The following is a 23,330-nucleotide window of genomic DNA, read 5'->3' on the forward strand; positions in this document are numbered from 1 at the left end:
AAAGACCCCTCAGAGACGATGAGGTAGATAGGTCACGGGTGGAAGCATGGCGACATGTGGAGCTGAGTGATACTAATCGGTCGAGGCCTTGTTCTAGCAGATGCATTGTTGATGACTTCAGTTTTGAGGGCGCGAGCCCGTCGTCTGGTGACGATAGCCAAGTGGTCACACCCGTTCCCATGCCGAACACGGAAGTTAAGCACTTGAACGCCGAAAGTAGTTGGGGGCTTCCCCCTGTGAGGATAGGACGTTGCCAGGCACTTGACCGATCTGCAGATTGCAGGTCGGTCTTTTTGTGTTTTCTAAAAAGCCTTATCAGTTGCATTTCTTTTTTTAGATGATTACTATTAAATCAAACAATAGTCAAAGATGGTCAGAGAGGTGGTGCCAATGCAAAACATCACAGATATCATCGAAGCCTATTTAAAGCAAATTTTACACGACGAAAAGACGATTGAAATCAAACGTCAAGAAATTGCACAACGTTTTGACTGTGTTCCATCACAAATCAATTACGTCATTAATACTCGTTTTACGGTCGAAAAGGGTTATTTTGTTGAAAGTAAGCGGGGCGGCGGTGGATACATTCGGATTCAAAAAATCGTTGTGCTCGATAGTCACGATCTATTAGACGAAGTCAGTTCATGGATCGGTGATCATTTGACGGAACAAGCTGCAGAAGATTATTTGATTCGTTTGATGAACGAACAATTACTGACGCGGCGGGAAGCTATTTTGATTCAATCGCTGTTGCAAAAAGAGAGTTTGCCAATGGCGGTCGAAGATCAACACCGGATGCGTGCCCACTTGATGCGGACGCTTCTTCAAACCATGAAGCGACTCTAGTCGTCGGACATTGGAGGAATGCACGATGCGTTGTCAACGATGTGGCGAACGAGAAGCAATCGTCCGTGTCAAACTCCCACAAGAGTCAGAAACCGATGAGAAGTTCTTATGCTCGGTTTGTGTACGGGAGTTAGCACGTGAATATCAAGGGACGGCATGTCCGTCTTGTGGTATGACCCGTCAACAATTGCTTCATCTTCGTAAAGTCGGTTGCCCGACTTGTTATTCATTTTTCAAAGACGAAGTCGACGGCATGGTTCGTCAGTTCCAACACGGTCATACGCAACATTATGGTTCACGCCCTGATGAGGAATCCGTGGAGAAACGATTAAACCAGCAACTTAGTCGACTCAAAGAACAACTCAACCGCAAAATCTTAGCAGAAGATTATGAAGAAGCAGAAGTCATAAAACAACAGATTGAGAGTGTCGAGGAGGATTTGCGTCATGTTTGAAGAGTTGCTTCAACACCCTTTAAGCGAATCGATGAATCAATCTTCTCCCTTTGACGACATCGTCGTTTCGACACGGATCCGATTGGCACGTAATACGACACGTTATCCGTTCTCAACGATGTTGTCAGAAGCACAAGCTAATGCGCTCATTGAAGAGACCGAACGTCAACTAAACGGGATGAAAGGGTTCCGGTTTGGTCGCGTCGATCAAGCAGATGTCCTGACTCGAACCGCTTTAGTAGAAAAGCATCTGATCAGTCCAGCGTTAGCCAGTCATCCACGGACAGGACTCTTCATTAGTGAGGATGAGCAGATCAGTGTCATGGTAAACGAAGAAGATCATTTTCGAATCCAGACATTATTTCCTGGGCTACAGCTTGAAGAAGCGTTTCGGATCGCAAAACAAGTCGATCGCTTGATCAGTGAACGCTTTAAGATTGCTTTTGATGATACACTTGGTTATTTAACGACGTGTCCGAGTAACGTCGGAACAGGTCTTCGTGCTTCCGTGATGTTGCACTTACCGGGACTGGTCCTGACGAATCAGATTCAAGGCTATATCAAACACTTACGACAGCTCGGATTCGCGATTCGTGGGCGTTACGGCGAGGGAAGCGATGCTTCTGGTCGCATGTTCCAACTTTCGAACCAACGGACGCTTGGAGCAAGTGAGGATATGCTGATCACGGACTATCAATTTGCGGTCGAAGCATTAATTGAAGCAGAACAGGCAGCACGAAAAGGATTATTGGAGATGTATCAAGAAGAACTAGAGGACAGACTATATCGTTCCTATGGCATCCTGACATCAGCTCGACTGATTACAGCGCGGGAAGCAACGGAACGGTTATCGGATGTTCGCTTAGCGGACAGTCTGGGACTAGAAGTCAATCTTCCTCCAAATCTTTTTCACCAACTGCTCGTCTCGCTACAAACAGGTTTTCTACAAAAGCATTTCGGGAAACAATTAACATCTAGAGAACGGGACATCGAACGGGCGAAACGAATCCGGGCGATGTTAACCGAACAAACAAACAGGGATCACACACAAGGAGGTTTTGCATAATGATGTTTGGACGATTCACAGAACGTGCACAACGTGTATTGGCACTTGCTCAAGAAGAGGCAGTACGGTTGGGGCACCACAATATCGGAACAGAACACATTTTACTCGGACTTGTACGTGAAGGAGACGGAATCGCTGCGAAAGCATTAACAGCACTCGGTCTCAGTTCAGATAAAATTCAAATGGAAGTCGAAGCATTGATCGGTCGCGGACAAGATGGTGCAACGACGATTCACTATACACCACGTGCGAAAAAGGTCATTGAGTTATCAATGGATGAGGCACGTAAACTTGGTCATTCTTACGTTGGGACAGAACACCTCTTGCTCGGATTGATCCGAGAAGGAGAGGGCGTTGCTGCTCGTGTCTTAAATAACTTAGGCATCAGTCTTTCAAAAGCCCGGCAGCAAGTACTCCAGTTGCTCGGGAACAGTGAAACAACAGCAAACGCGTCGCAAGCAGGTTCAGGTGTTGCAACACCAACACTTGATGGTCTTGCTCGTGATTTGACACAACAAGCGCGTGAAACACGTCTTGATCCAGTCATTGGTCGTGCGAAAGAAATTCAACGCGTCATCGAAGTCTTGAGCCGCCGGACGAAAAATAACCCAGTCTTGATCGGGGAACCAGGGGTCGGTAAAACGGCTGTCGTCGAAGGTCTCGCTCAACAAATCATCAACAATGAAGTACCGGAGACGTTACGCAATAAACGCGTCATGGTACTCGACATGGGAACACTCGTTGCCGGTACGAAATACCGTGGTGAATTCGAAGATCGTTTGAAAAAGGTCATGGATGAGATTCGTCAAGCGGGGAACATCATTCTCTTCATCGATGAGTTGCATACATTGATTGGAGCGGGTGGAGCAGAAGGTGCGATCGATGCATCGAACATCCTTAAACCATCGCTCGCACGAGGTGAACTCCAGTGTATCGGAGCAACGACTCTTGATGAGTACCGGAAATACATCGAAAAAGATGCGGCACTCGAACGTCGTTTCCAACCGATTCAAGTCGCAGAGCCAACAACGGATGAAGCAACACAAATCCTATTTGGTCTTCGCGATCGTTATGAAGCACACCACCGTGTGACGATCACAGACGAAGCGATTCAAGAAGCCGTCACATTGTCGGATCGATACATTTCGGATCGTTTCCTTCCGGATAAAGCGATCGATTTGATCGATGAAGCGGCATCGAAAGTTCGGTTGCGTTCATACACAGCACCACCGAACTTAAAAGAAGTCGAAGCGAAACTCGAAGGTATCCGTAAGGACAAGGACGAAGCTGTCCAAAGCCAAGAGTTCGAAAAAGCAGCAAGCCTCCGCGACACGGAACAAAAATTACGCGATGAGCTTGAGCGTTTGAAAGAGGAATGGCAGAATAAACAAGGCAACGAAAAACTTGAAGTCACAAAAGATGACATCGCACAAGTCGTTGCCAACTGGACAGGTGTACCGGTCACGAAGATCGCGGAAGAAGAGACGGATCGTCTCCTTCGCCTCGAAGAAATCCTTCACGATCGTGTCATCGGTCAAAACGAAGCCGTTAAATCGATTTCAAAAGCGATCCGTCGGGCACGTGCTGGACTGAAAGATCCAAAACGTCCGATCGGTTCATTCATCTTCCTCGGTCCTACTGGGGTTGGTAAAACAGAACTCGCCCGTGCGGTTGCCGAAGCGATGTTCGGAGATGAGGATGCAATCATCCGGATCGACATGTCAGAGTACATGGAGAAACATGCAACGAGCCGTCTCGTCGGTTCACCTCCAGGATATGTCGGTTACGAAGAAGGCGGTCAATTGACTGAAAAAGTTCGCCGGAAACCGTACTCGGTCATCTTACTTGATGAAATCGAGAAGGCGCACCCGGAAGTCTTCAACATTCTCTTGCAAGTACTTGATGATGGACGCTTAACAGACTCGAAAGGTCGGACGGTTGATTTCCGTAACACGATCATCGTCATGACATCGAACGTCGGTGCAAGTGCCCTTAAACGTAATAAATATGTCGGCTTCGCTGTTTCTGAAGATACGGATCGCGAATACAAAGACATGAAAGATAAAGTCATGGAAGAACTCAAACGGGCCTTCCGTCCAGAGTTCTTGAACCGGATTGATGAAACGATCGTCTTCCATTCACTCGAGAAACAACATATCGAAGAGATCGTGAAGTTGATGGCGAAAACCCTTGAAAAACGTTTGGCTGAACAGGAAATTCATTTCGAATTGACACCAGCTGCCCTCTCGAAGATCGCCGATATCGGATACGATCCAGAGTACGGCGCACGTCCAATCCGTCGTGCCCTTCAACGGGAAGCGGAAGACCGGTTGTCAGAAGCATTGCTCGCAGGTGATATTCAAAAAGGAGAGCATGTTGCGCTTGATGTCGAAGAGAACGAATTCATCGTTCGCCGGAATCACGTGAGTTCTGCCGCAACGGAATAAGCACTGAGCACAGGGCCAGCTTTCGCACTTTCTGAGCGAAGCTGGTCTTTTTTTGAAACAGAAAGGATGAATCGATTGGCTAAGTTAAAAACAAAATTCGTTTGCCAAAGCTGTGGAACTGAATCACCGAAATGGATGGGACGTTGTTCTGGATGCGGAGAATGGAACACGATGGTCGAAGAAGTCGTCGAAGAAAAAAAAGGACGGCGCGGTGCCGCTTTTGTTCATACGACGACAAAACAATTAAAGCCAGAGCGCCTCGCGAATATCGTCTCGCAAGAAGAGAGTCGTGTCTTTACCGGAAGTGGTGAATTCGATCGTGTCCTCGGAGGTGGCATCGTTCCAGGTTCGATGGTGCTTGTTGGAGGAGACCCGGGGATCGGGAAGTCGACGATCTTACTGCAGACGAGTGCACGGCTTGCCCAACGTGGTGAAAAAGTGCTCTACATCTCAGGGGAAGAATCGCTTAAACAAACCAAATTGCGCGCGGAACGGCTTGGATTGCCGACACAGGATTTGTTCGTCCTCAGTGAAACGGACATGAACATGATTGAACGTGTCGTTGATGAAGAACAGCCACGGTTTTTAATCATCGACTCGATTCAAACCGTCTACATTGATGACATCCAGTCCGCACCCGGGAGTGTGACACAGGTACGTGAATGTACGGCGATGCTGATGAAAATTGCAAAGAGTCGTGGTATTGCAATCTTCATCGTTGGTCACGTTACAAAACAGGGTTCGATTGCTGGACCACGTTTACTTGAGCACATGGTGGATGCTGTCTTGTATTTCGAAGGCGAACGTCACCATACGTTTCGGATTCTGCGTGCTGTTAAAAACCGATTTGGTTCAACGAATGAGATCGGAATTTTTGAGATGCGGGAGTCTGGCCTTGAAGAGGTCTTAAATCCATCAGAAATTTTCCTCGAAGAGCGGACATCCGGCGTATCCGGTTCAACGATCGTTGCTTCAATGGAAGGGACACGGACCGTCCTCGTCGAACTGCAAGCATTGATTTCACCGACGTCATTTGGGAATCCTAGACGGATGGCGACCGGAATCGATCAAAATAAAGTAGCGTTATTGATGGCCGTTCTTGAGAAACGATCGGGTCTTCTCTTACAAACACAAGATGCCTATCTCAAGGCAGCGGGTGGTGTGAAGCTCGATGAACCAGCGATCGACTTAGCCGTCTGTGTTGCCATTGCCTCTAGTTTCCGTGACAAGCCGACGCGTCCGACGGATGTCGTGATTGGTGAGGTCGGGTTGACGGGAGAAGTTCGTCGTGTATCGCGCATTGAGCAACGTGTAGCAGAAGCAGCCAAACTCGGTTTTACACGAGCGATCATTCCGAAAAATAACTTAGGAGGCTGGACGTATCCGGACGGGATTACGGTCGTCGGTGTAGAGAGCGTGGACGAAGCATTACGCGAAACCATTCCGTTTTAAGCTGGAATGACGTAAAAAATGGGGGAACTGTAATGGATATGTAAACAGTTTCCCCTCCTTCCGGCGTAGGTAGTTCAATTCAGTACATGTTACAATGAACTTAAAATAGGCAAAGGAGGTGAGGAGATTGAAAATCGTCATACGGGTATTTTTTGCATTACTCGGACTTGCCCTTGGGATCTTGTTGCTTCCTCAGTTTTTCCAATTGATTGAAACAGCGACAAGTACGACTTTCCCGGCATGGTTGATGAGCGAATACGTAACTGGAACGATTGGTGCACTCATATTCTTATTAATTGGATTATTCATTACGGATTCGGTAATTCGACTTCTCCGATTTTTAGAAGAACGACTCGTCAAAGCCCCAGTAGCAGATCTATTTTTTGGTACGTTTGGTTTGTTGATCGGATTAGTATTAGCATTTCTCGTCAGTACGTTAATCGACTTAGTTGGGATTCCTGTCCTCAGTAATGTCTTAACAATCTTCGTGACCGCGTTATTCGGATATCTCGGCTTTACGGTCGGGTATCGAAAACGTCATGAATTGACGAAAATCTTCTTACGTAGCAACCAAAGTGAAAAAAAGACGGCATCTGAAGTCGTCGTTCCAGCAAAGTCGAATAGTAAAGTGCTCGATACGAGCGTCATCATCGACGGACGAATCACAGATATCACGAAAACAGGCTTCGTCGAAGGGAAACTGATCGTTCCGCAATTCGTCATCGGTGAGTTGCAGTACATCGCGGATTCTTCTGATACGTTGAAACGAAACCGTGGACGCCGCGGGCTCGATGTCTTAAAAGAATTACAAGAGATCCCTGGAGTCGAGGTCGAAATTTATGATGGCGACTTCGAGGATGTACCGGAAGTCGACATCAAATTGATCAAACTTGCGGAACTCGTTAAAGGAATCGTCGTCACGAACGACTATAACTTAAACAAAGTCTGTGAAGTCCGACATGTTCCTGTCCTTAACATCAATGACCTGGCGAATGCGGTCAAACAAGTCGTCATTCCAGGAGAAGAAATGACCGTCCTTGTCATCAAGGAAGGGAAAGAACAAAAGCAAGGAATCGCCTATCTCGAAGATGGAACGATGGTCGTCGTCGAAGGAGGCAAACATCTCATTTCGAAAACGATTGGCGTCGTCGTCACGAGTGTCTTACAGACGTCAGCTGGACGAATGATTTTTGCGAAACCACAGGAAAAATGAGACACTATGCCTAGAGAGATATCGAGAGGCATTCAGATAGACCCGCAACGGATTCGATTTCATGATCGAGTCCGTTTTCGGTGTGATGGAATGGATCACGATGATCAGTGAGAGAGAAAAGAGGGAATGAGATGTCTACAGCCACATATCGCGTCGTCATCCCCGCTGCCGGTGCCGGTAAGCGGATGGGCGCAGATCGTAATAAATTGATGCTTGAACTAAGAGACCGTCCAATCATCGCTTGGACACTAGATGTCTTCGAGGCGGACCCGGCATGTGCGGAAATCGTTCTTGCGATCAATCCAATGGAGAAAGACTGGTTTACGCATGTCACTTCGTCCTATGCGACAGCCATCAAACTGGTTGCGGGTGGTGCCGAACGTCAAGAAAGTGTTCTCCGTGGTCTTGAGGCATTAGAAGGCGAAGGGATCGTCTTGATTCATGATGGGGCTCGACCGTTCATTTCACAAGAAGCGATTCATGCGGTCGTCCAGGCGGCAGTGTTGGATCAAGCAGCGATTCTCGCCGTACCGATCAAAGACACCGTCAAACGGATCGAAGCGAATCACATCAGTGAGACCGTTCCGCGAGAACACTTGATGGCAGCCCAGACACCACAAGCATTTGATCTTGCAACGATTCGCACGGTTCATGAAAAAGCGGCAACAAAATACCTAGGAACCGATGATGCAAGTTTGATAGAATGGGACGGAGGAAAAGTAACGATCGTCCACGGTCACTACGAAAATATCAAGATGACGACACCGGACGATCTATGGTTCGGTGAAGCAATTCTAATGAAACGAGGGAAATGACGATGATTCGAATTGGACAAGGTTTTGATGTACATGCCTTTGCAGAGGATCGGAAATTGATTTTAGGCGGCATCGAGATTCCACATACGAAAGGGTTGCTCGGTCATTCGGATGCAGACGTCTTGTTACATACGATTGCCGACGCAGCACTTGGTGCGATTGCAGCGGGGGATATCGGAAAACATTTTCCGGATACGGATCCGGAATTCAAGGATGCGGATTCAGCAAAATTACTGCAGCATGTCTACGCGCTCGTTAAACAACAAGGGTATGAGCTTGGCAACCTAGATGCGACAGTCATCGCACAGGCACCAAAGCTTCGTCCGTACATCGACACGATGCGCGCTCGGATCGCAGAATTACTCGAAGCGGACATTGAACAGATCAATGTCAAGGCAACGACAACGGAATGGTTAGGTTTTACGGGACGAGAAGAGGGAATCGCTTGTCAAGCAGTGATTCTACTGAAACGAATCGAAGAATAAGGTATACTAGATAAGCGAATTTTAGTCGAAGGAGTGATTAGCAATGGCAGAAGTACGAGTACGTTATGCCCCAAGTCCAACAGGACACTTGCATATCGGGAATGCCCGGACTGCATTATTTAACTATCTGTTTGCACGCCATTTAGGCGGCAAAATGGTATTACGAATCGAGGATACGGACCAAAAGCGGAACATCGCAGGTGGTGTCGAGAGTCAAATGAAGAATCTCGAGTGGCTCGGTGTCGATTGGGACGAAGGTCCAGGTCGCGGTGGTGAGTACGGTCCTTATTCACAAATGGAGCGTCTTGATATCTATCAAAAGTATACGAATGAGTTACTTGATAAGGGACTCGCTTACCGTTGCTACATGACATCGGAAGAGCTCGAAGCAGAACGCGAAGCGCAAATCGCACGCGGAGAAGCACCACGCTATTCAGGGGCACACCGTAACCTGACAGCAGAACAAGAAGAAGCGTTCCGCGCAGAAGGTCGCACGCCATCGATTCGGATTCGTGTACCGGAAGATGTCACGTATACATGGAATGATATCGTCAAAGACGACGTCTCGTTCGAATCAAAAGACTTCGGTGACTGGGTCATCGTTAAAAAAGACGGCATTCCGACATATAACTTTGCTGTCGTCATCGACGATCACTTGATGGCGATCAGTCACGTTCTTCGTGGAGATGATCATATTTCGAACACACCGAAACAGATGATGATCTATGATGCGTTCGGTTGGGAATACCCGACGTTTGGTCACATGACATTGATTGTCAATGAAGCACACAAGAAACTCTCGAAGCGTGATCACTCGATCATTCAGTACATCGAGCAGTATAAAGAGCTCGGTTATCTCCCGGAAGCATTACTCAACTTCATCACGCTTCTCGGCTGGTCACCTGTCGGCGAAGAGGAAATCTTCACAAAAGAAGAGTTAATCAAGATCTTTGACGCGGATCGTCTCTCGAAGAGTCCGGCTGTCTTTGACCAAAACAAATTGGCTTGGATCAACAGTCAGTATATGAAACATCAATCGTTCGAAGAAGTATTCGAAGCAAGTCTTCCGTTCCTACAAGAAGTAGGTCGCGTCGAAGCGTCACCTTCAGAAGAAGAGCTCGCTTGGGCACGTGATCTTGTCGCGCTATACCGCGAACAGATGACGCATGGCGCGGAAATCGTCAAGCTTTCAGAGATGTTCTTTGAGGATGAAGTGGTGTATGATGAAGAGGCAAACACTGTCTTGAGTGGCGAGACGGTTCCGACTGTACTTGCAGAATTCGCGAACCAGTTACGCGCTCTCGAAGAGTGGACACCAGAAGCAATCAAAGCATCGATCAAAGCGACGCAAAAAGCGACTGGTCAAAAAGGAAAAAACTTGTTCATGCCAATTCGTGTCGCGACGACAGGACAGACGCATGGTCCAGAACTCCCGAACACGATTCAATTACTAGGAAAAGACCGTGTGCTTGCACGGCTTGAAGCAGAATAACGAAAGCGTAGACGAGGAAAGTAACGATGCGTCTTCTTCTCCAGAGACAAGCTCGAATGGTGCGAGGGCTTGAAGAAGCGAATCATGAAATGCCCCTCTGAGTGCTGCCCGAAATCCGTGAGAGTAGGCGCAGACGTATCTCCGGCGTTAACGGACGTCGAGAGGGACGAGTCAATCGTCCAAACAGAGTGGGACCGCGCTTCGTTAGCGTCTCTGTGCAGCAATGCATAGAGGCGCTTTTTCTTATGGAAAGGAGAACGTATATGACACGGATGCGAGAAGATATCCGCAATGTGTTTGAGCAAGATCCAGCTGCCCGCAGCACGTTAGAAGTCATTTTGACATACCCGGGCTTACATGCGATTTGGATGCATCGCCTGGCCCATCGGCTCTGGAACGCGAAGTTTCGCTTGCTCGGTCGATTGATTTCGCAATTCAGTCGCTTTTTGACAGGCATCGAGATTCATCCAGGAGCGACGATTGGACGCCGATTCTTTATTGACCATGGGATGGGTGTCGTCATTGGTGAGACGACGATCATTGGCGATGACGTCACGTTGTTTCAAGGCGTGACACTCGGCGGAACGGGGAAAGAAACAGGAAAGCGTCATCCGACGATTGAAGACGGCGTACTTGTCTCTGCCGGTGCTCGTGTCCTAGGTGATATCACGATCGGGGCATACTCAAAAATCGGTGCCAGTTCCGTCGTCTTAAAACACGTTCCTCCAAATGCGACCGTCGTCGGCATTCCGGGACGTGTCGTCATTCAAGACGGCATGAAGGTCGAAGCACCACTTGATCATCGTTTCCCGGATCCGGTCAGCGAATGCCAAGAGCGGATTGAAATGGAACTAGAAGTATTAAAACAAGAAATTGAACGGATTAAAGGAGGGCGACGTCATGATTCAACTGTACAACAGCATGACCGGAAAAAAGGAACCATTTAAACCATTAGAAGAAGGAAAGGTCAAGATGTATGTCTGTGGTCCAACTGTGTACAACTACATTCATATCGGCAATGCACGTCCAGCAATCGTCTTCGATACAGTCCGTCGCTACTTCACATACCGCGGATATGAGGTCAAATACGTCTCGAACTTCACGGACGTCGACGATAAGATCATCCGGACAGCAAACGAACTCGGAGAAGATTATCATGCGTTGACGAAACGTTTCATTGAAGCGTATCACGCGGATACGGGTGCTTTAAATGTCCAAAAAGCGGATATCCATCCACTCGTCACGGAAACGATGGACGATATCATCGCCTTCATCGAAGTACTTGTTGAAAAAGGCAATGCCTACGCATCGAGTGGGGATGTCTACTTCCGGACGCGTAGTTTCAAGGATTATGGTCAATTGAGCCAACAGTCGATCGATGAATTGCGCGCAGGCGCACGAATTGAAGTCGGAGAGAAAAAAGAAGATCCGCTTGATTTCGTGCTCTGGAAAGCAGCAAAACCAGGTGAGCCGGCATGGACGAGTCCATGGGGCGAAGGACGACCAGGCTGGCACATCGAGTGCTCGGCGATGGCAAAGAAATACCTCGGAGAGACGATCGATATCCATGCCGGTGGACAAGACTTGAAATTCCCACACCATGAGAATGAGATCGCCCAGTCAGAAGCATGCAACTCACAGAAGTTCGCAAACTACTGGATGCATAATGGGTTCTTGAACATCGAAAATGAGAAGATGTCGAAGTCGCTCGGTAACTTCTTGACGGTTCATGAAGCAATCCAAGCGGTTGATCCGATGGTGTTACGTTTCTTCATGTTATCGGTTCAGTATCGTCACCCGATCAACTACAGTCGTGAACTGATCGATCAAGCAGCGAATGGTCTCGCACGGATTCGGGAGTCGGTCGCAAACATCGAACATCGTCTTGACATGACGGCTGATCTCGGAACAGGTGACGAGAAGTGGTTGAATCGTCTAGCGGCGATCAAGGAACACTTCATCACATCGATGGATGATGATTTTAATACAGCGAACGCTGTGACGGATTTATTTGATCTCTCGAAAGAAGCCAATCTATACCTCGGAGAAGCACATGTGTCGAAACAGGTGCTCGAACAGTTCCTCGCACTCTTCTCGGAATTATCAGGCGTCCTTGGTGTGACGTTGACAGTCGACAAAGGCTTACTCGATGAAGAAGTCGAACAGTTGATCGAAGAGCGGAACACAGCACGTCAAAATCGTGACTTTGCACGAGCAGATGCAATTCGCGACCAACTACGTGACCAAGGCATTCTGCTCGAAGATACAGCACAAGGGATGCGGTGGAAGCGCGGATGAAGAACTACAAACAACTGAACGCACTCGCGTTAGCGTACATGGGCGACGTCGTCTATGAGATTCGTGTGCGCGAGCGATTGCTTGAACAAGGCTACGTGAAGCCGGGTGAGTTGCATAAAGCAGCTGTCCGGTACGTTCGGGCACAAGCACAAGCGACAGTCGTGACGCACTGGTTGAACACGGATGCGTTAACGGAAGAAGAGGCAGCGGTCGTCCGGCGCGGGAAGAACGCAAAATCCGGTTCCATCCCGAAGAGTACAGACGTCCACACGTATCGCTACGCGACAGCATTTGAAGCATTACTCGGTTATATTTATCTTTCAGAAGGAGGGGATCGCCTTGAAGAACTCATCGGACAAGCGTTCGAATTACTCGAAGCCGAAAAAACAGACGAATCCTAAGGCTACAAGCGCGAAGCCAAAAACGAAGGCACAGCGTCCAGCACAAGAGAAACGAAAAGCCGCTCCGGTCAAGGAACAGCCAGTCGCGATCGAACCGCTCGAAGAAGGACAAGATTTCTTGTCGGGTCGAAATCCGGTTCTAGAAGCATTACGGAGCGGACGAGAGATGAACAAGCTGTTTCTGCAGGAAGGACAACAAAAAGGACCACTTGCCGTCATCCACGCGATGGCGCAGGAAGCAGGGATTCAAATCCAGCTCGTACCTCGCTCACGGTTAACGGGTTTAGCCGGAACGGAAAATCACCAAGGTGTCGTCGCAGCGGTAGCGGCGTATGAGTACGCCGAGATGGAAGACATCTTTGAGCTCGCGCGTCAAAAGGACGAAACACCGCTCTTGATCCTACTCGATGAACTCGAGGATCCGCATAATCTCGGATCAATCTTGCGGACAGCAGATGCTGTCGGGGCACACGGGATCATCATTCCGAAGCGTCGATCAGTCGGATTGACGCAAGTCGTCGCAAAAGCATCAACAGGCGCGATCGAACATATTCCTGTCGTTCGCGTGACGAACCTTGCGCGGACGATGGAGGATCTAAAGAAACAAGGCATCTGGTTCGTCGGAACGGATGCGCGCGAAAGTGATGACTACCGGACACTTGATGGGACGATGCCACTCGGAATCGTCATTGGAAGTGAAGGAAAAGGAATGAGCCGGCTCGTCCGTGAGAAATGTGATTTCCTCGTCCACCTCCCGATGGCGGGACATGTCACATCGCTCAACGCATCGGTTGCTGCTTCGTTATTACTATATGAAGTCTACCGGACTAGAAAGCCGTATGCGCGATGAAATATGATCGTCTCATCGTAGATGGCTATAATATCATTGGCGCATGGCCAGAATTTCGGACGTTGCGGGAGCAAGATTTTGAATTGGCACGGGAACGGCTGATTCATGCGATGGCGGAATATCAAGCTGTCACAGGTCTCAGCGTTACGATCGTCTTCGATGCCTATCTTCAACCGGGACGTGAATCCCGGATGCAAAAAAGCGGGATTGATATCGTCTACACACGGGAGAACGAAACGGCAGATGAATGGATTGAAAAGACAGCTGCTGATTGGCTACAAGATATCCGAGTCAAGTTAACGGTAGCGACGAATGATTATACGGAGCAGTGGGTCATCTTCACGCTCGGAGCACTCCGTATATCGGCGCAAGAGCTCCGGCGAGAGTGGAAAGCGGCAGTCGCTGTCATCAAACAACAGACGACGTCTGCGAAGACGACGGCTCAACCGCGCTCGAAGATTGATTTACCAGAAGACGTCGTCGCACGTTTAGAAGCGATCCGTCGTCGAAAGAATTCAGATACATGATATAAACCATTCGCATGAGCAGATCACCGTTTTTCCTACTTTGGAAGAACGGTGTTTTTTATGAAAAGATACATTTTGGATACAACAAAAGAGGTCATGCCAATTTTCATTGTCGTGCGACAGGTAATTATTGTATAATTAAAAACAATTGAACTATTCGTCAATGATGCTTGGAGGGATACAAGATGAGTTTGGTTTCGTTCGACCAGTTTGGGTGCATGACCGATGAAGCGCTTGTAGAACAAGCGAAAGAGTTCGACAACAGCGATGCGCTCGAATTTTTGATCGAGCGGTATCGAAATTTCGTGCGCGCCAAAGCCCGTTCTTATTTTTTGATCGGGGCAGACCGAGAAGATATCATTCAAGAAGGAATGATTGGTCTCTATAAAGCAGTACGAGATTACCGAACGGATAAGCTTGCCTCGTTTAAAGGATTTGCCGAATTATGCATTACGAGACAGATGATCACTGCGATCAAGACGGCGACACGTCAGAAACATATCCCGTTGAACTCTTACATCTCACTCGATAAACCGATCTATGACGATGAATCGGAGCGGACGTTACTCGATATCATTACGTCGACAGCACCTTCTGATCCACAAATCTTGATCGTCAACCGGGAAGAATATGCAGACATTGAATCGAAGATGGATGAAATTTTAAGCGACCTTGAACGCAAAGTCCTCGCGCTCTATCTTGACGGACGGACGTATCAGGAAATCTCTGACGACCTCGATCGTCATGTCAAATCGATCGACAATGCCTTGCAACGCGTCAAGCGCAAGCTTGAGCGTTATCTCGAAGCACGAAAGATGACGGTCTAACAGAGAGGTAGATTGACCGTAATCCCTTCCTATGCTACTGTATAACTAGCGCCTTACTAGCGAGACGCCGCTCATAGGCGTTTTTTTTTACGCTCTTTTTCGGAAGGAAAGTACCTCAACAGAAGAGAAGAGTGGCAAAGAAGGAGGACTTTGAGATGGCGAAGAAAGTAGGCCTTGCTTGTGATAATTGCGGTGCCCGCGACTATACGACGATGAAAAAAGAGGACGTCACTGTCCGCTTGGAATTGAAGAAATTCTGCCGTCGTTGTAACGCGCATACGATTCATAAAGAAGCGAAATAAAGCTTCATCTGTCCCGATTTATTACATCCTGGAGGGAAAGTACGATGAAATTTTTGCGTGACGTATGGAATGAATTGAAAAAGACGAGCTGGCCAAAACGGAAAGAGCTGACGAAATACACATTGACGGTCATCGGTATGGTGATCTTCATGGGTGTCTTCATCTTCGGCGTCGATTCAGGGCTTAGCGCATTGATGAGCTGGTTGATTAAGTAAAAAGAAGAGGTGGCCTACCATGGAGAAACAATGGTTTGTCGTCCAAACGTATTCCGGATTCGAAAATAACGTCAAGGCGAACCTTGAACGTCGAATTGAATCCATGAACATGGACGAAAAAATCTTCCGTGTACTCGTTCCGATTGAAACGGTACAAGAAGAAGTAACGAACAAAAAGGGAGAAACGAAAATCAAGGAACGTGAAGTCAAGATCTTCCCGGGGTATGTCCTCGTTGAGATGGTCATGACGGATGATTCCTGGTATGTCGTCCGGAATACTCCGAACGTCACAGGCTTCCTCGGATCAGTCGGCGGCGGTTCAAAACCAACCCCACTTCTTCCGGAAGAAGCAGAAAATATCCTTGGATCAATGGGTCTTGTCGATCTGAAGAGCCGTTACGACTTCTCACTCGGACAAATCGTCCGAATCAAAGAAGGAGCTTTCGAAAATCTCGAAGGTACGATCGAGGAGCTTGATACAGATGCTGAGAAAATGAAAGTCTCTGTTGATATGTTCGGTCGCGAAACGAAGGTCGAGCTTGATTTCGCACAGGTCGATAAAATCGATTAAGTTTCCTATTGCGAATGTTTTGTTTTAATGATACAATTTTTCGTGTTTGATGTTGTGCTTATTTCGATAAATAACTCGTCGAATAGAATGAGTGGGAGGACGCGCAACGTCCAATTAAACCACATTAAAGAATTAAGGAGGTGTGTCTCGTGGCGAAGAAGGTTATGAAACTCGTAAAACTTCAAATTCCTGCGGGCAAAGCAAACCCAGCTCCACCAGTTGGACCGGCACTCGGTCAAGCAGGTGTGAACATCATGGGCTTCTGTAAAGAGTTCAACGCTCGTACACAAGACCAAGCCGGCTTGATTATCCCTGTAGTCATCACGGTTTTTGAAGATCGTTCATTCACATTCATCACTAAAACTCCTCCAGCAGCAGTTCTCTTGAAGAAAGCAGCTGGAATTGAGAGTGGTTCAGGTGAACCGAACCGTAAGAAAGTAGCGACAGTCAAACGTGACAAAGTTCGTGAAATCGCTGAAACAAAAATGCCAGACCTTAACGCATCATCTGTTGAAACAGCAATGTTGATGGTTGAAGGTACTGCACGTTCTATGGGTATCGTAATCGAAGACTAATGTCTTTTTGATTACCATGAACAACGATGAGGGTCGCAGGCGGATAGTTTCTTGAAGCCTGCTACCCTTTCATTATGTGGGAGGATTTTCCGCACAACCACAAAGGAGGAACCTAAAATGGGTAAGAAGTACAAAGAAGCTGCTAAGCTTATCGATCGTACGGTTTCATACGAACTCGCAGAAGCTGTAGATTTGACTAAAAAATCTGCAACTGCGAAATTCGATGAGACTATCGAATTGGCTGTTCGTCTCGGAGTAGATCCGAAGAAAGCAGACCAACAAATCCGTGGAGCAGTCGTATTGCCACACGGTACTGGTAAAACACAAAAAGTTCTCGTCTTCGCGAAAGGTGAGAAACTTAAAGAAGCGGAAGCTGCTGGAGCAGATTACGCTGGTGATGCTGAGTACATCAACAAAATCCAACAAGGATGGTTCGACTTCGATGTTATCGTTGCGACACCAGACATGATGGGTGAAGTTGGTAAACTTGGTCGCGTTCTCGGACCAAAAGGCCTCATGCCAAACCCGAAAACAGGTACAGTTACATTTGACGTCACAAAAGCAATCAACGATATCAAAGCTGGTAAAGTTGAGTACCGTGTCGACAAATCAGGTAACATCCACGTTCCTGTCGGTAAAAAATCATTCGATAACGAGAAACTCGTTGAGAACATCAACACAGTTATCGAAACTCTCGTAAAAGTTAAGCCTGCTACTGCTAAAGGTGTATACCTTAAGAACATCGCGATCGCTTCTACAATGGGTCCTGGTGTAAAAGTATCTTCAGCTGACTTCGCGAAATAATTTCGTCTAAAACGAACTTGACAACGTTCTAAGAACGCTGTTACAGTATAAAACGTTGATATATTTCGACATACCGTAGACAGAAGGTGCTCACATGGGCATAAATCCTTCCGAGGTGTTCTTGCTCAGAGAGCCTGTTTGTTCAGGTATCCTTTTTGACGATTACGCCTCCTCTGCTTTGCAGACGGAGGCTTTTTATTTGAAATCGAGCAGCCCCTCGCACCGGTACATTTCATCTACCAGGAGGTGCAACAGAAATGGCAAACGAAAAAGTTATCGCTGTCAAAGCGGATCTCGTATCTGAGATCGCTGAGAAACTCCAAGCGAGCGCAGGAACAGTTGTCGTCGACTACCGTGGTCTCACAGTAGAAGAAGTCACTGAACTTCGTAAACAACTCCGCGAAGCGGGCGTTGAATTCAAAGTTTACAAAAACGGTCTCCTCCGCCGCGCGGCAGTTCAAAGCAACCTCGAAGGTCTTGATGAAGTCTTCACAGGTCCTAGTGCGATCGCCTTCAGCAATGAAGACGTTATCGCGCCAGCTAAGATCTTGAACGACTTCGCTAAAACGCACAAGGCTCTCGAACTTAAAGGTGGTATCATCGAAGGCAAAGTCACTTCAGTAGAAGATGTCAAAGCCCTTGCGGAACTTCCATCACGCGAAGGTCTCCTTTCGATGCTCCTCAGCGTGCTTCAAGCGCCAATCCGTGGACTCGCGGTGGCAACGAACGCAATCGCAGAGCAAAAAGAAGAACAATCTGCTTAATTTCTGCTTAGCGGGATAGGCAACCAACACAATTTTCACACCCCAACGTGGGCTAAATCAAAGGAGGAAAACCATAATGGCTTTCAACAAAGAGCAATTTATCGAAGACCTCAAGGGCATGACTGTTCTTGAACTTAACGAACTCGTAAAAACAATCGAAGAAGAATTCGGCGTATCAGCAGCAGCTCCAGTAGCAGTTGCAGGTGCTGGCGCAGGCGCAGCAGCTGAAGAGCAAACTGAATTCGACGTTATCCTTACTAACGCTGGATCTGGTAAAATCAACGTCATCAAAGCAGTTCGCGAATTGACAGGCCTCGGTCTTAAAGAAGCGAAAGCTCTCGTAGACGGAACTCCAGCACCAGTTAAAGAAGGCGTTTCGAAAGAAGACGCTGAAGCAATGAAAGCTAAGCTTGAAGAAGCTGGCGCTACTGTAGAAGTTAAGTAATTTTCTTCTTCCGTAGAAACAAGAGAAGCTCGCATTGCGAGCTTCTTTTGTTTTCATCTTTTACATGAGAGGGGAAGGAAACATGGCGGATCATTATTATACGAATGACCCTTCATCGAAACGAGATCCGAAGACGTGGGAATATGTCCTGCGTGGTCAAACGCTCCGCTTTACATCGGATCACGGTGTCTTTTCAAAGAACGGAATCGATTTTGGTTCACGTCTGTTGATTGAGGCATTCACGGAACCGGCTGTAGCTGGAGACATTTTAGATGTCGGCTGTGGATATGGACCGATGGGCATTGCGCTCTCGAAGTCGACAGGACGTCCGGCACACTTGATCGATGTCAATGAACGGGCGCTCGAACTAGCGGCAGACAATGCGCGCGCGAACGGTGTTTCCGTGACGACCGGTGTGAGTGACGGGTATGATGGGGTAGGCGAATCGACATTCGCAGCGATCGTGACGAATCCACCGATTCGGGCAGGAAAAACGGTCGTTCATCGTATTCTCCGAGAAGCATATGATCATCTCATCGTTGGCGGCGAACTTTGGGTCGTCATTCAAAAGAAACAAGGTGGACCATCTGCGAAGAAGTTGATGGAAGAAGTATTCGGTATGTGTGAGACAGTTACCCGTGATAAAGGGTACTCGATATTTAAATCAATTCGGTCTTGACAAATCGAAGGATTTGTCGTTGACCTCATGTTGTGTCTATGATAGTATTATAAAATGCCATTGGAGTGATTTTTGGATAAGATGTTTGAAAGCAGCTGGCGTTCTCGACTACAGATGATTGAGTAGACAAGACGTCGCTTTTTTGCGCTTATCAATCAAAAAATGGCTTCAATGTTCGATATTACACCCGTCCTTCTCTATAAGAAGAAGTGGGTCTGAGAGGTGAATCAGTTGACTGGTCAACTTGTTCAGTACGGTCGTCACCGTCAGAGAAGAAGCTATGCACGTATCAGCGAAGTATTGGAACTTCCAAACTTAATCGAGATTCAAACGAATTCGTATGAGTGGTTCCTGCGGGAAGGTCTTCGTGAAATGTTTCATGACATTTCGCCGATTTCCGATTTCACAGGGAATCTCGTATTAGAATTCATCGACTACTCGCTCGGAGAGCCGAAGTATTCGATCGATGAATCGAAAGAGCGCGACGTGACCTATTCGGCACCACTACGCGTTAAAGTCCGTCTTCAAAATAAAGAGACGGGTGAATTGAAAGAACAAGAAGTCTTCATGGGTGACTTCCCGCTTATGACGGAGTCGGGAACATTCATCATCAATGGAGCGGAACGCGTAATCGTTTCGCAGCTTGTTCGTTCGCCAAGTGTTTATTACAACAATAAGTTAGATAAGAACGGTAAGCGTGGGTTCTCCGCGACAGTCATCCCAAACCGTGGTGCATGGCTCGAGCTCGAGACAGACGCGAAAGACATCGTTTATGTTCGCATTGATCGCACGCGTAAGATTCCAGTAACGGTTCTTTTACGTGCTCTTGGTTTCGGTACGGATCAGGAAATCATCGATCTTCTCGGTGATGATGAGTACCTCCGGAATTCACTTGAAAAAGATAATACGGAATCAACGGAAAAAGCCCTCATCGAGATTTATGAGCGTCTACGTCCGGGAGAGCCGCCGACAGTCGAAAACGCAAAAGCGTTACTCGTGTCGCGCTTCTTTGACCCGAAACGTTATGATTTGGCAAACGTTGGTCGTTATAAAATCAATAAAAAGCTTCATCTTAAGAACCGTCTTTTCGGTCAGAAACTTGCGGAAACGCTCGTTGACCCAGAGACAGGTGAAGTCATCGCGGAAGCAGGAACGGTCCTTGATCGTCGTATGCTCGATAAAGTCCTTCCATTCCTTGAAGGATCCGTTGGTTACATCGAAGCGACGCCTACAGGCGGCGTAACGCAGGGTGAGGCTTTCAACTTACAGTCAATCAAGGTGTTCGCACCGGACGATGCTGAAGGTGAACGCATCATCAATATCATCGGTAACGGTAACATCGATCGTGACATCAAGCACATCACGCCTGCTGACATGATTGCTGCGATCAACTACTTCTTCAACTTGTTGCATGAAGTCGGTACGACAGACGATATCGATCACCTCGGTAACCGTCGTCTCCGTTCAGTCGGTGAGCTGCTCCAGAATCAATTCCGGATCGGTCTCTCACGGATGGAACGTGTCGTTAAAGAACGGATGTCGATTCAGGATCAGAATGCAATCACGCCACAGGCATTGATCAACATTCGTCCAGTTATCGCATCGATTAAAGAGTTCTTCGGTAGCTCGCAGTTGTCTCAGTTCATGGACCAAACGAACCCGCTTGCGGAATTGACGCACAAACGTCGTCTTTCAGCACTCGGACCTGGTGGTTTGACACGTGAGCGCGCTGGTTTCGAAGTTCGTGACGTACACTACTCGCACTATTCCCGTATGTGTCCGATCGAAACGCCAGAGGGACCAAACATCGGTTTGATCAACTCGTTGTCTTCGTACGCGAAGGTCAATGAGTACGGCTTCATCGAAGCACCATATCGTCGTGTCGATCCGGAAACGGGCGTCGTCACGGATGAAATCCACTACATGACTGCTGACGAAGAGGATCTCTACGTCGTCGCACAGGCAAACATGTTGTTGACGGAAGAGAAGACGTTCCAAGATTCACACGTCCTTTCACGTTTCCGTGGACAAAACTTGTCTGTCGAACCAGCACGTGTCGATTACATGGACGTTTCGCCGAAGCAGGTCGTATCTGCCGCAACGGCTTGTATCCCGTTCCTTGAGAACGATGACTCGAACCGTGCCCTCATGGGAGCGAACATGCAACGTCAGGCCGTCCCACTTCTGAACCCGGAATCTCCGATTGTCGGTACAGGAATGGAGTACGTGTCTGCGAAAGACTCAGGAGCCGCTGTCGTTGCGAAGCACGCAGGGATCGCTGAGCGTGTCACGGCGCGTGAAATCCTTGTCCGTCGTACGACGGAAGTCGATGGCAACATCGTTGAAGGTGAACTCGACCGTTACAAGATTCAAAAATTCATCCGTTCTAACCAAGGAACGTGTTATAACCAAAAACCAATCATCAAAGCAGGCGACCCAGTCGATAAAGGCGAGATCCTTGCAGATGGTCCATCGATGGACGGTGGGGAACTTGCGCTTGGTCGTAACGTACTCGTCGGTTTCATGACATGGGATGGTTACAACTATGAGGATGCTGTCATCATGAGTGAACGTCTTGTCAAAGACGACGTCTACACATCGATCCACATCGAAGAATACGAATGTGAGTCGCGTGATACGAAACTCGGACCGGAAGAAATCACACGTGATATTCCGAACGTCGGTGATGATGCCTTGAAAAACCTCGACGATCGCGGAATCATTCGCGTCGGTGCGGAAGTCAAGGACGGCGATATCCTCGTCGGTAAAGTTACGCCGAAGGGTGTAACGGAATTGACAGCGGAAGAACGTCTTCTTCATGCAATCTTCGGTGAAAAAGCACGTGAAGTCCGTGATACATCTCTCCGTGTTCCACACGGTGGTGATGGAATCATTCTCGACGTCAAAATCTTCGACCGCGATAATGGGGACGAGCTCTCACCTGGTGTCAACCAGTTGATCCGTGCTTACATCGTTCAGAAGCGTAAGATTCACGAGGGTGATAAAATGGCGGGTCGTCACGGTAACAAAGGTGTTATCTCACGTATCCTTCCAGAAGAAGACATGCCGTACATGCCAGACGGTACGCCAATTGACATCATGTTGAACCCACTTGGGGTTCCATCACGGATGAACATCGGGCAGTTGCTCGAGCTTCACCTCGGGATGGCAGCACGTCAACTCGGCATTAAAGTCGCATCACCAGTATTCGATGGTGCGCGTGAGGAAGATGTTTGGGCAACGATTGAAGAAGCAGGTATGGATCGCGACGCGAAGACTGTCCTTTATGATGGTCGTTCGGGTGAAGCGTTCGATAACCGTATCTCTGTCGGTGTCATGTATATGATTAAACTTGCTCACATGGTCGATGATAAACTTCACGCACGTTCGACAGGACCATACTCACTCGTTACACAACAACCGCTCGGTGGTAAAGCCCAGTTCGGTGGTCAGCGTTTCGGTGAGATGGAAGTATGGGCACTTGAAGCATACGGCGCAGCCTACACGCTCCAAGAAATCCTTACAATCAAGTCGGATGATACGATCGGTCGTGTCAAAGCGTACGAAGCAATCGTCAAAGGTGAGAATGTACCACAACCGGGCGTACCGGAATCGTTCCGAGTCCTCATTAAAGAGCTTCAATCCCTCGGTATGGACGTTAAGATGATGTCTGCTGATGATGAAGAGATCGAAATGCGTGACGAAGACGAGGACAATATCCCGAACGCGACTCCAGCACTCGAAGAAGTTCAAGCGCCTGTCGCACCAGTTGTTACTGAAGAGGAATAAGCGAAAGGGAGGT

General features: G+C 47.9%; 24 protein-coding genes, 2 rRNA genes and 2 other annotated features. All 26 genes read left to right on the forward strand.

Features of this window, described 5'->3' with window-relative positions; genetic code table 11:
* Positions 1–96, forward strand: a 23S ribosomal RNA gene (locus BW42_RS15335); the annotation flags it as partial.
* Between the two features lie 47 nt (positions 97–143).
* Positions 144–259: ribosomal RNA gene (gene rrf, locus BW42_RS15340) — 5S ribosomal RNA — on the forward strand.
* A gap of 131 nt (positions 260–390) precedes the next feature.
* Complete coding sequence (locus tag BW42_RS15345) at positions 391–846, forward strand: CtsR family transcriptional regulator (RefSeq protein WP_023466578.1); 456 nt, start codon at positions 391–393, stop codon at positions 844–846.
* 25 nt (positions 847–871) lie between these two features.
* Positions 872–1,300 carry a hypothetical protein gene (locus tag BW42_RS15350; protein WP_023466580.1) on the forward strand — a complete coding sequence of 143 codons (429 nt, stop codon included), beginning with the start codon at positions 872–874 and terminating at the stop codon, positions 1,298–1,300.
* A complete protein-coding gene (locus BW42_RS15355) occupies positions 1,293–2,366 on the forward strand; it encodes an ATP--guanido phosphotransferase (RefSeq protein ID WP_035413118.1) in 1,074 nt (357 codons plus the stop codon). Before BW42_RS15350 ends, BW42_RS15355 begins: the two co-directional genes overlap by 8 nt.
* Positions 2,366–4,813 carry an ATP-dependent protease ATP-binding subunit ClpC gene (clpC, locus tag BW42_RS15360; protein WP_035413120.1) on the forward strand — a complete coding sequence of 816 codons (2,448 nt, stop codon included), beginning with the start codon at positions 2,366–2,368 and terminating at the stop codon, positions 4,811–4,813. Before BW42_RS15355 ends, clpC begins: the two co-directional genes overlap by 1 nt.
* A 75-nt stretch (positions 4,814–4,888) precedes the next feature.
* Positions 4,889–6,265 carry a DNA repair protein RadA gene (radA, locus tag BW42_RS15365; protein WP_231496929.1) on the forward strand — a complete coding sequence of 459 codons (1,377 nt, stop codon included), beginning with the start codon at positions 4,889–4,891 and terminating at the stop codon, positions 6,263–6,265.
* A gap of 127 nt (positions 6,266–6,392) precedes the next feature.
* Complete coding sequence (locus tag BW42_RS15370; protein ID WP_035413125.1) at positions 6,393–7,478, forward strand: PIN/TRAM domain-containing protein; 1,086 nt, start codon at positions 6,393–6,395, stop codon at positions 7,476–7,478.
* A 131-nt stretch (positions 7,479–7,609) separates the two neighbouring features.
* Complete coding sequence (gene ispD / locus BW42_RS15375) at positions 7,610–8,293, forward strand: 2-C-methyl-D-erythritol 4-phosphate cytidylyltransferase (protein ID WP_035413128.1); 684 nt, start codon at positions 7,610–7,612, stop codon at positions 8,291–8,293.
* Positions 8,294–8,295: 2 nt separating this feature from the next.
* On the forward strand, positions 8,296–8,778 hold the full coding sequence (ispF, locus tag BW42_RS15380; RefSeq protein WP_029343079.1) for a 2-C-methyl-D-erythritol 2,4-cyclodiphosphate synthase: 483 nt from the start codon (positions 8,296–8,298) through the stop codon (positions 8,776–8,778).
* A 43-nt stretch (positions 8,779–8,821) separates the two neighbouring features.
* On the forward strand, positions 8,822–10,270 hold the full coding sequence (gene gltX / locus BW42_RS15385; protein WP_035413131.1) for a glutamate--tRNA ligase: 1,449 nt from the start codon (positions 8,822–8,824) through the stop codon (positions 10,268–10,270).
* Positions 10,270–10,488: a binding site (T-box leader), on the forward strand. It overlaps the preceding gene by 1 nt.
* 9 nt (positions 10,489–10,497) lie before the next feature.
* Positions 10,498–11,217: a serine O-acetyltransferase EpsC gene (epsC, locus tag BW42_RS15390; protein ID WP_255344377.1), complete on the forward strand. Its 720-nt coding sequence runs from the start codon at positions 10,498–10,500 to the stop codon at positions 11,215–11,217.
* Positions 11,171–12,568 (forward strand): cysteine--tRNA ligase, encoded by a 1,398-nt coding sequence (gene cysS, locus BW42_RS15395; protein WP_035413137.1) that lies wholly within the window; start codon positions 11,171–11,173, stop codon positions 12,566–12,568. The genes epsC and cysS overlap by 47 nt, the downstream gene beginning before the upstream one ends.
* Entirely contained in the window at positions 12,565–12,969 is a 405-nt protein-coding gene (locus tag BW42_RS15400) for a Mini-ribonuclease 3 (protein WP_035413140.1), read from the forward strand. Before cysS ends, BW42_RS15400 begins: the two co-directional genes overlap by 4 nt.
* A gap of 166 nt (positions 12,970–13,135) precedes the next feature.
* Positions 13,136–13,819 (forward strand): 23S rRNA (guanosine(2251)-2'-O)-methyltransferase RlmB, encoded by a 684-nt coding sequence (rlmB, locus tag BW42_RS15405; protein ID WP_369792041.1) that lies wholly within the window; start codon positions 13,136–13,138, stop codon positions 13,817–13,819.
* A complete protein-coding gene (locus tag BW42_RS15410; protein WP_035413144.1) occupies positions 13,816–14,346 on the forward strand; it encodes an NYN domain-containing protein in 531 nt (176 codons plus the stop codon). Before rlmB ends, BW42_RS15410 begins: the two co-directional genes overlap by 4 nt.
* Positions 14,347–14,531: 185 nt before the next feature.
* The gene (gene sigH, locus BW42_RS15415; RefSeq protein ID WP_035413147.1) at positions 14,532–15,173 is read left to right on the forward strand and encodes an RNA polymerase sporulation sigma factor SigH; all 642 of its coding nucleotides are present in this window, start codon (positions 14,532–14,534) and stop codon (positions 15,171–15,173) included.
* Positions 15,174–15,328: 155 nt separating this feature from the next.
* Positions 15,329–15,475 (forward strand): 50S ribosomal protein L33, encoded by a 147-nt coding sequence (gene rpmG / locus BW42_RS15420; protein ID WP_023466603.1) that lies wholly within the window; start codon positions 15,329–15,331, stop codon positions 15,473–15,475.
* Between the two features lie 44 nt (positions 15,476–15,519).
* Entirely contained in the window at positions 15,520–15,690 is a 171-nt protein-coding gene (gene secE, locus BW42_RS15425; RefSeq protein ID WP_023466605.1) for a preprotein translocase subunit SecE, read from the forward strand.
* Positions 15,691–15,709: 19 nt separating this feature from the next.
* Positions 15,710–16,261, forward strand: coding sequence for a transcription termination/antitermination protein NusG (gene nusG, locus BW42_RS15430; protein WP_023466607.1), 552 nt, complete (start codon positions 15,710–15,712; stop codon positions 16,259–16,261).
* Positions 16,262–16,410: 149 nt separating this feature from the next.
* Positions 16,411–16,836 carry a 50S ribosomal protein L11 gene (gene rplK, locus BW42_RS15435; RefSeq protein WP_023466609.1) on the forward strand — a complete coding sequence of 142 codons (426 nt, stop codon included), beginning with the start codon at positions 16,411–16,413 and terminating at the stop codon, positions 16,834–16,836.
* Between the two features lie 117 nt (positions 16,837–16,953).
* Positions 16,954–17,640 (forward strand): 50S ribosomal protein L1, encoded by a 687-nt coding sequence (gene rplA, locus BW42_RS15440; protein ID WP_023466610.1) that lies wholly within the window; start codon positions 16,954–16,956, stop codon positions 17,638–17,640.
* Between the two features lie 55 nt (positions 17,641–17,695).
* Positions 17,696–17,847 (forward strand) — a sequence feature (ribosomal protein L10 leader region).
* A gap of 50 nt (positions 17,848–17,897) precedes the next feature.
* Complete coding sequence (gene rplJ, locus BW42_RS15445; protein WP_023466611.1) at positions 17,898–18,404, forward strand: 50S ribosomal protein L10; 507 nt, start codon at positions 17,898–17,900, stop codon at positions 18,402–18,404.
* Positions 18,405–18,480: 76 nt separating this feature from the next.
* Positions 18,481–18,849, forward strand: coding sequence for a 50S ribosomal protein L7/L12 (gene rplL / locus BW42_RS15450; RefSeq protein ID WP_023466613.1), 369 nt, complete (start codon positions 18,481–18,483; stop codon positions 18,847–18,849).
* 82 nt (positions 18,850–18,931) lie between these two features.
* Complete coding sequence (locus BW42_RS15455) at positions 18,932–19,528, forward strand: class I SAM-dependent methyltransferase (RefSeq protein ID WP_035413150.1); 597 nt, start codon at positions 18,932–18,934, stop codon at positions 19,526–19,528.
* A 231-nt stretch (positions 19,529–19,759) separates the two neighbouring features.
* On the forward strand, positions 19,760–23,317 hold the full coding sequence (rpoB, locus tag BW42_RS15460; RefSeq protein WP_035399374.1) for a DNA-directed RNA polymerase subunit beta: 3,558 nt from the start codon (positions 19,760–19,762) through the stop codon (positions 23,315–23,317).
* Positions 23,318–23,330 lie beyond the last annotated feature (13 nt).

Source organism: Exiguobacterium sp. RIT341 (genome assembly GCF_000632205.1).
In the GTDB taxonomy this organism is placed as follows: domain Bacteria; phylum Bacillota; class Bacilli; order Exiguobacteriales; family Exiguobacteriaceae; genus Exiguobacterium_A.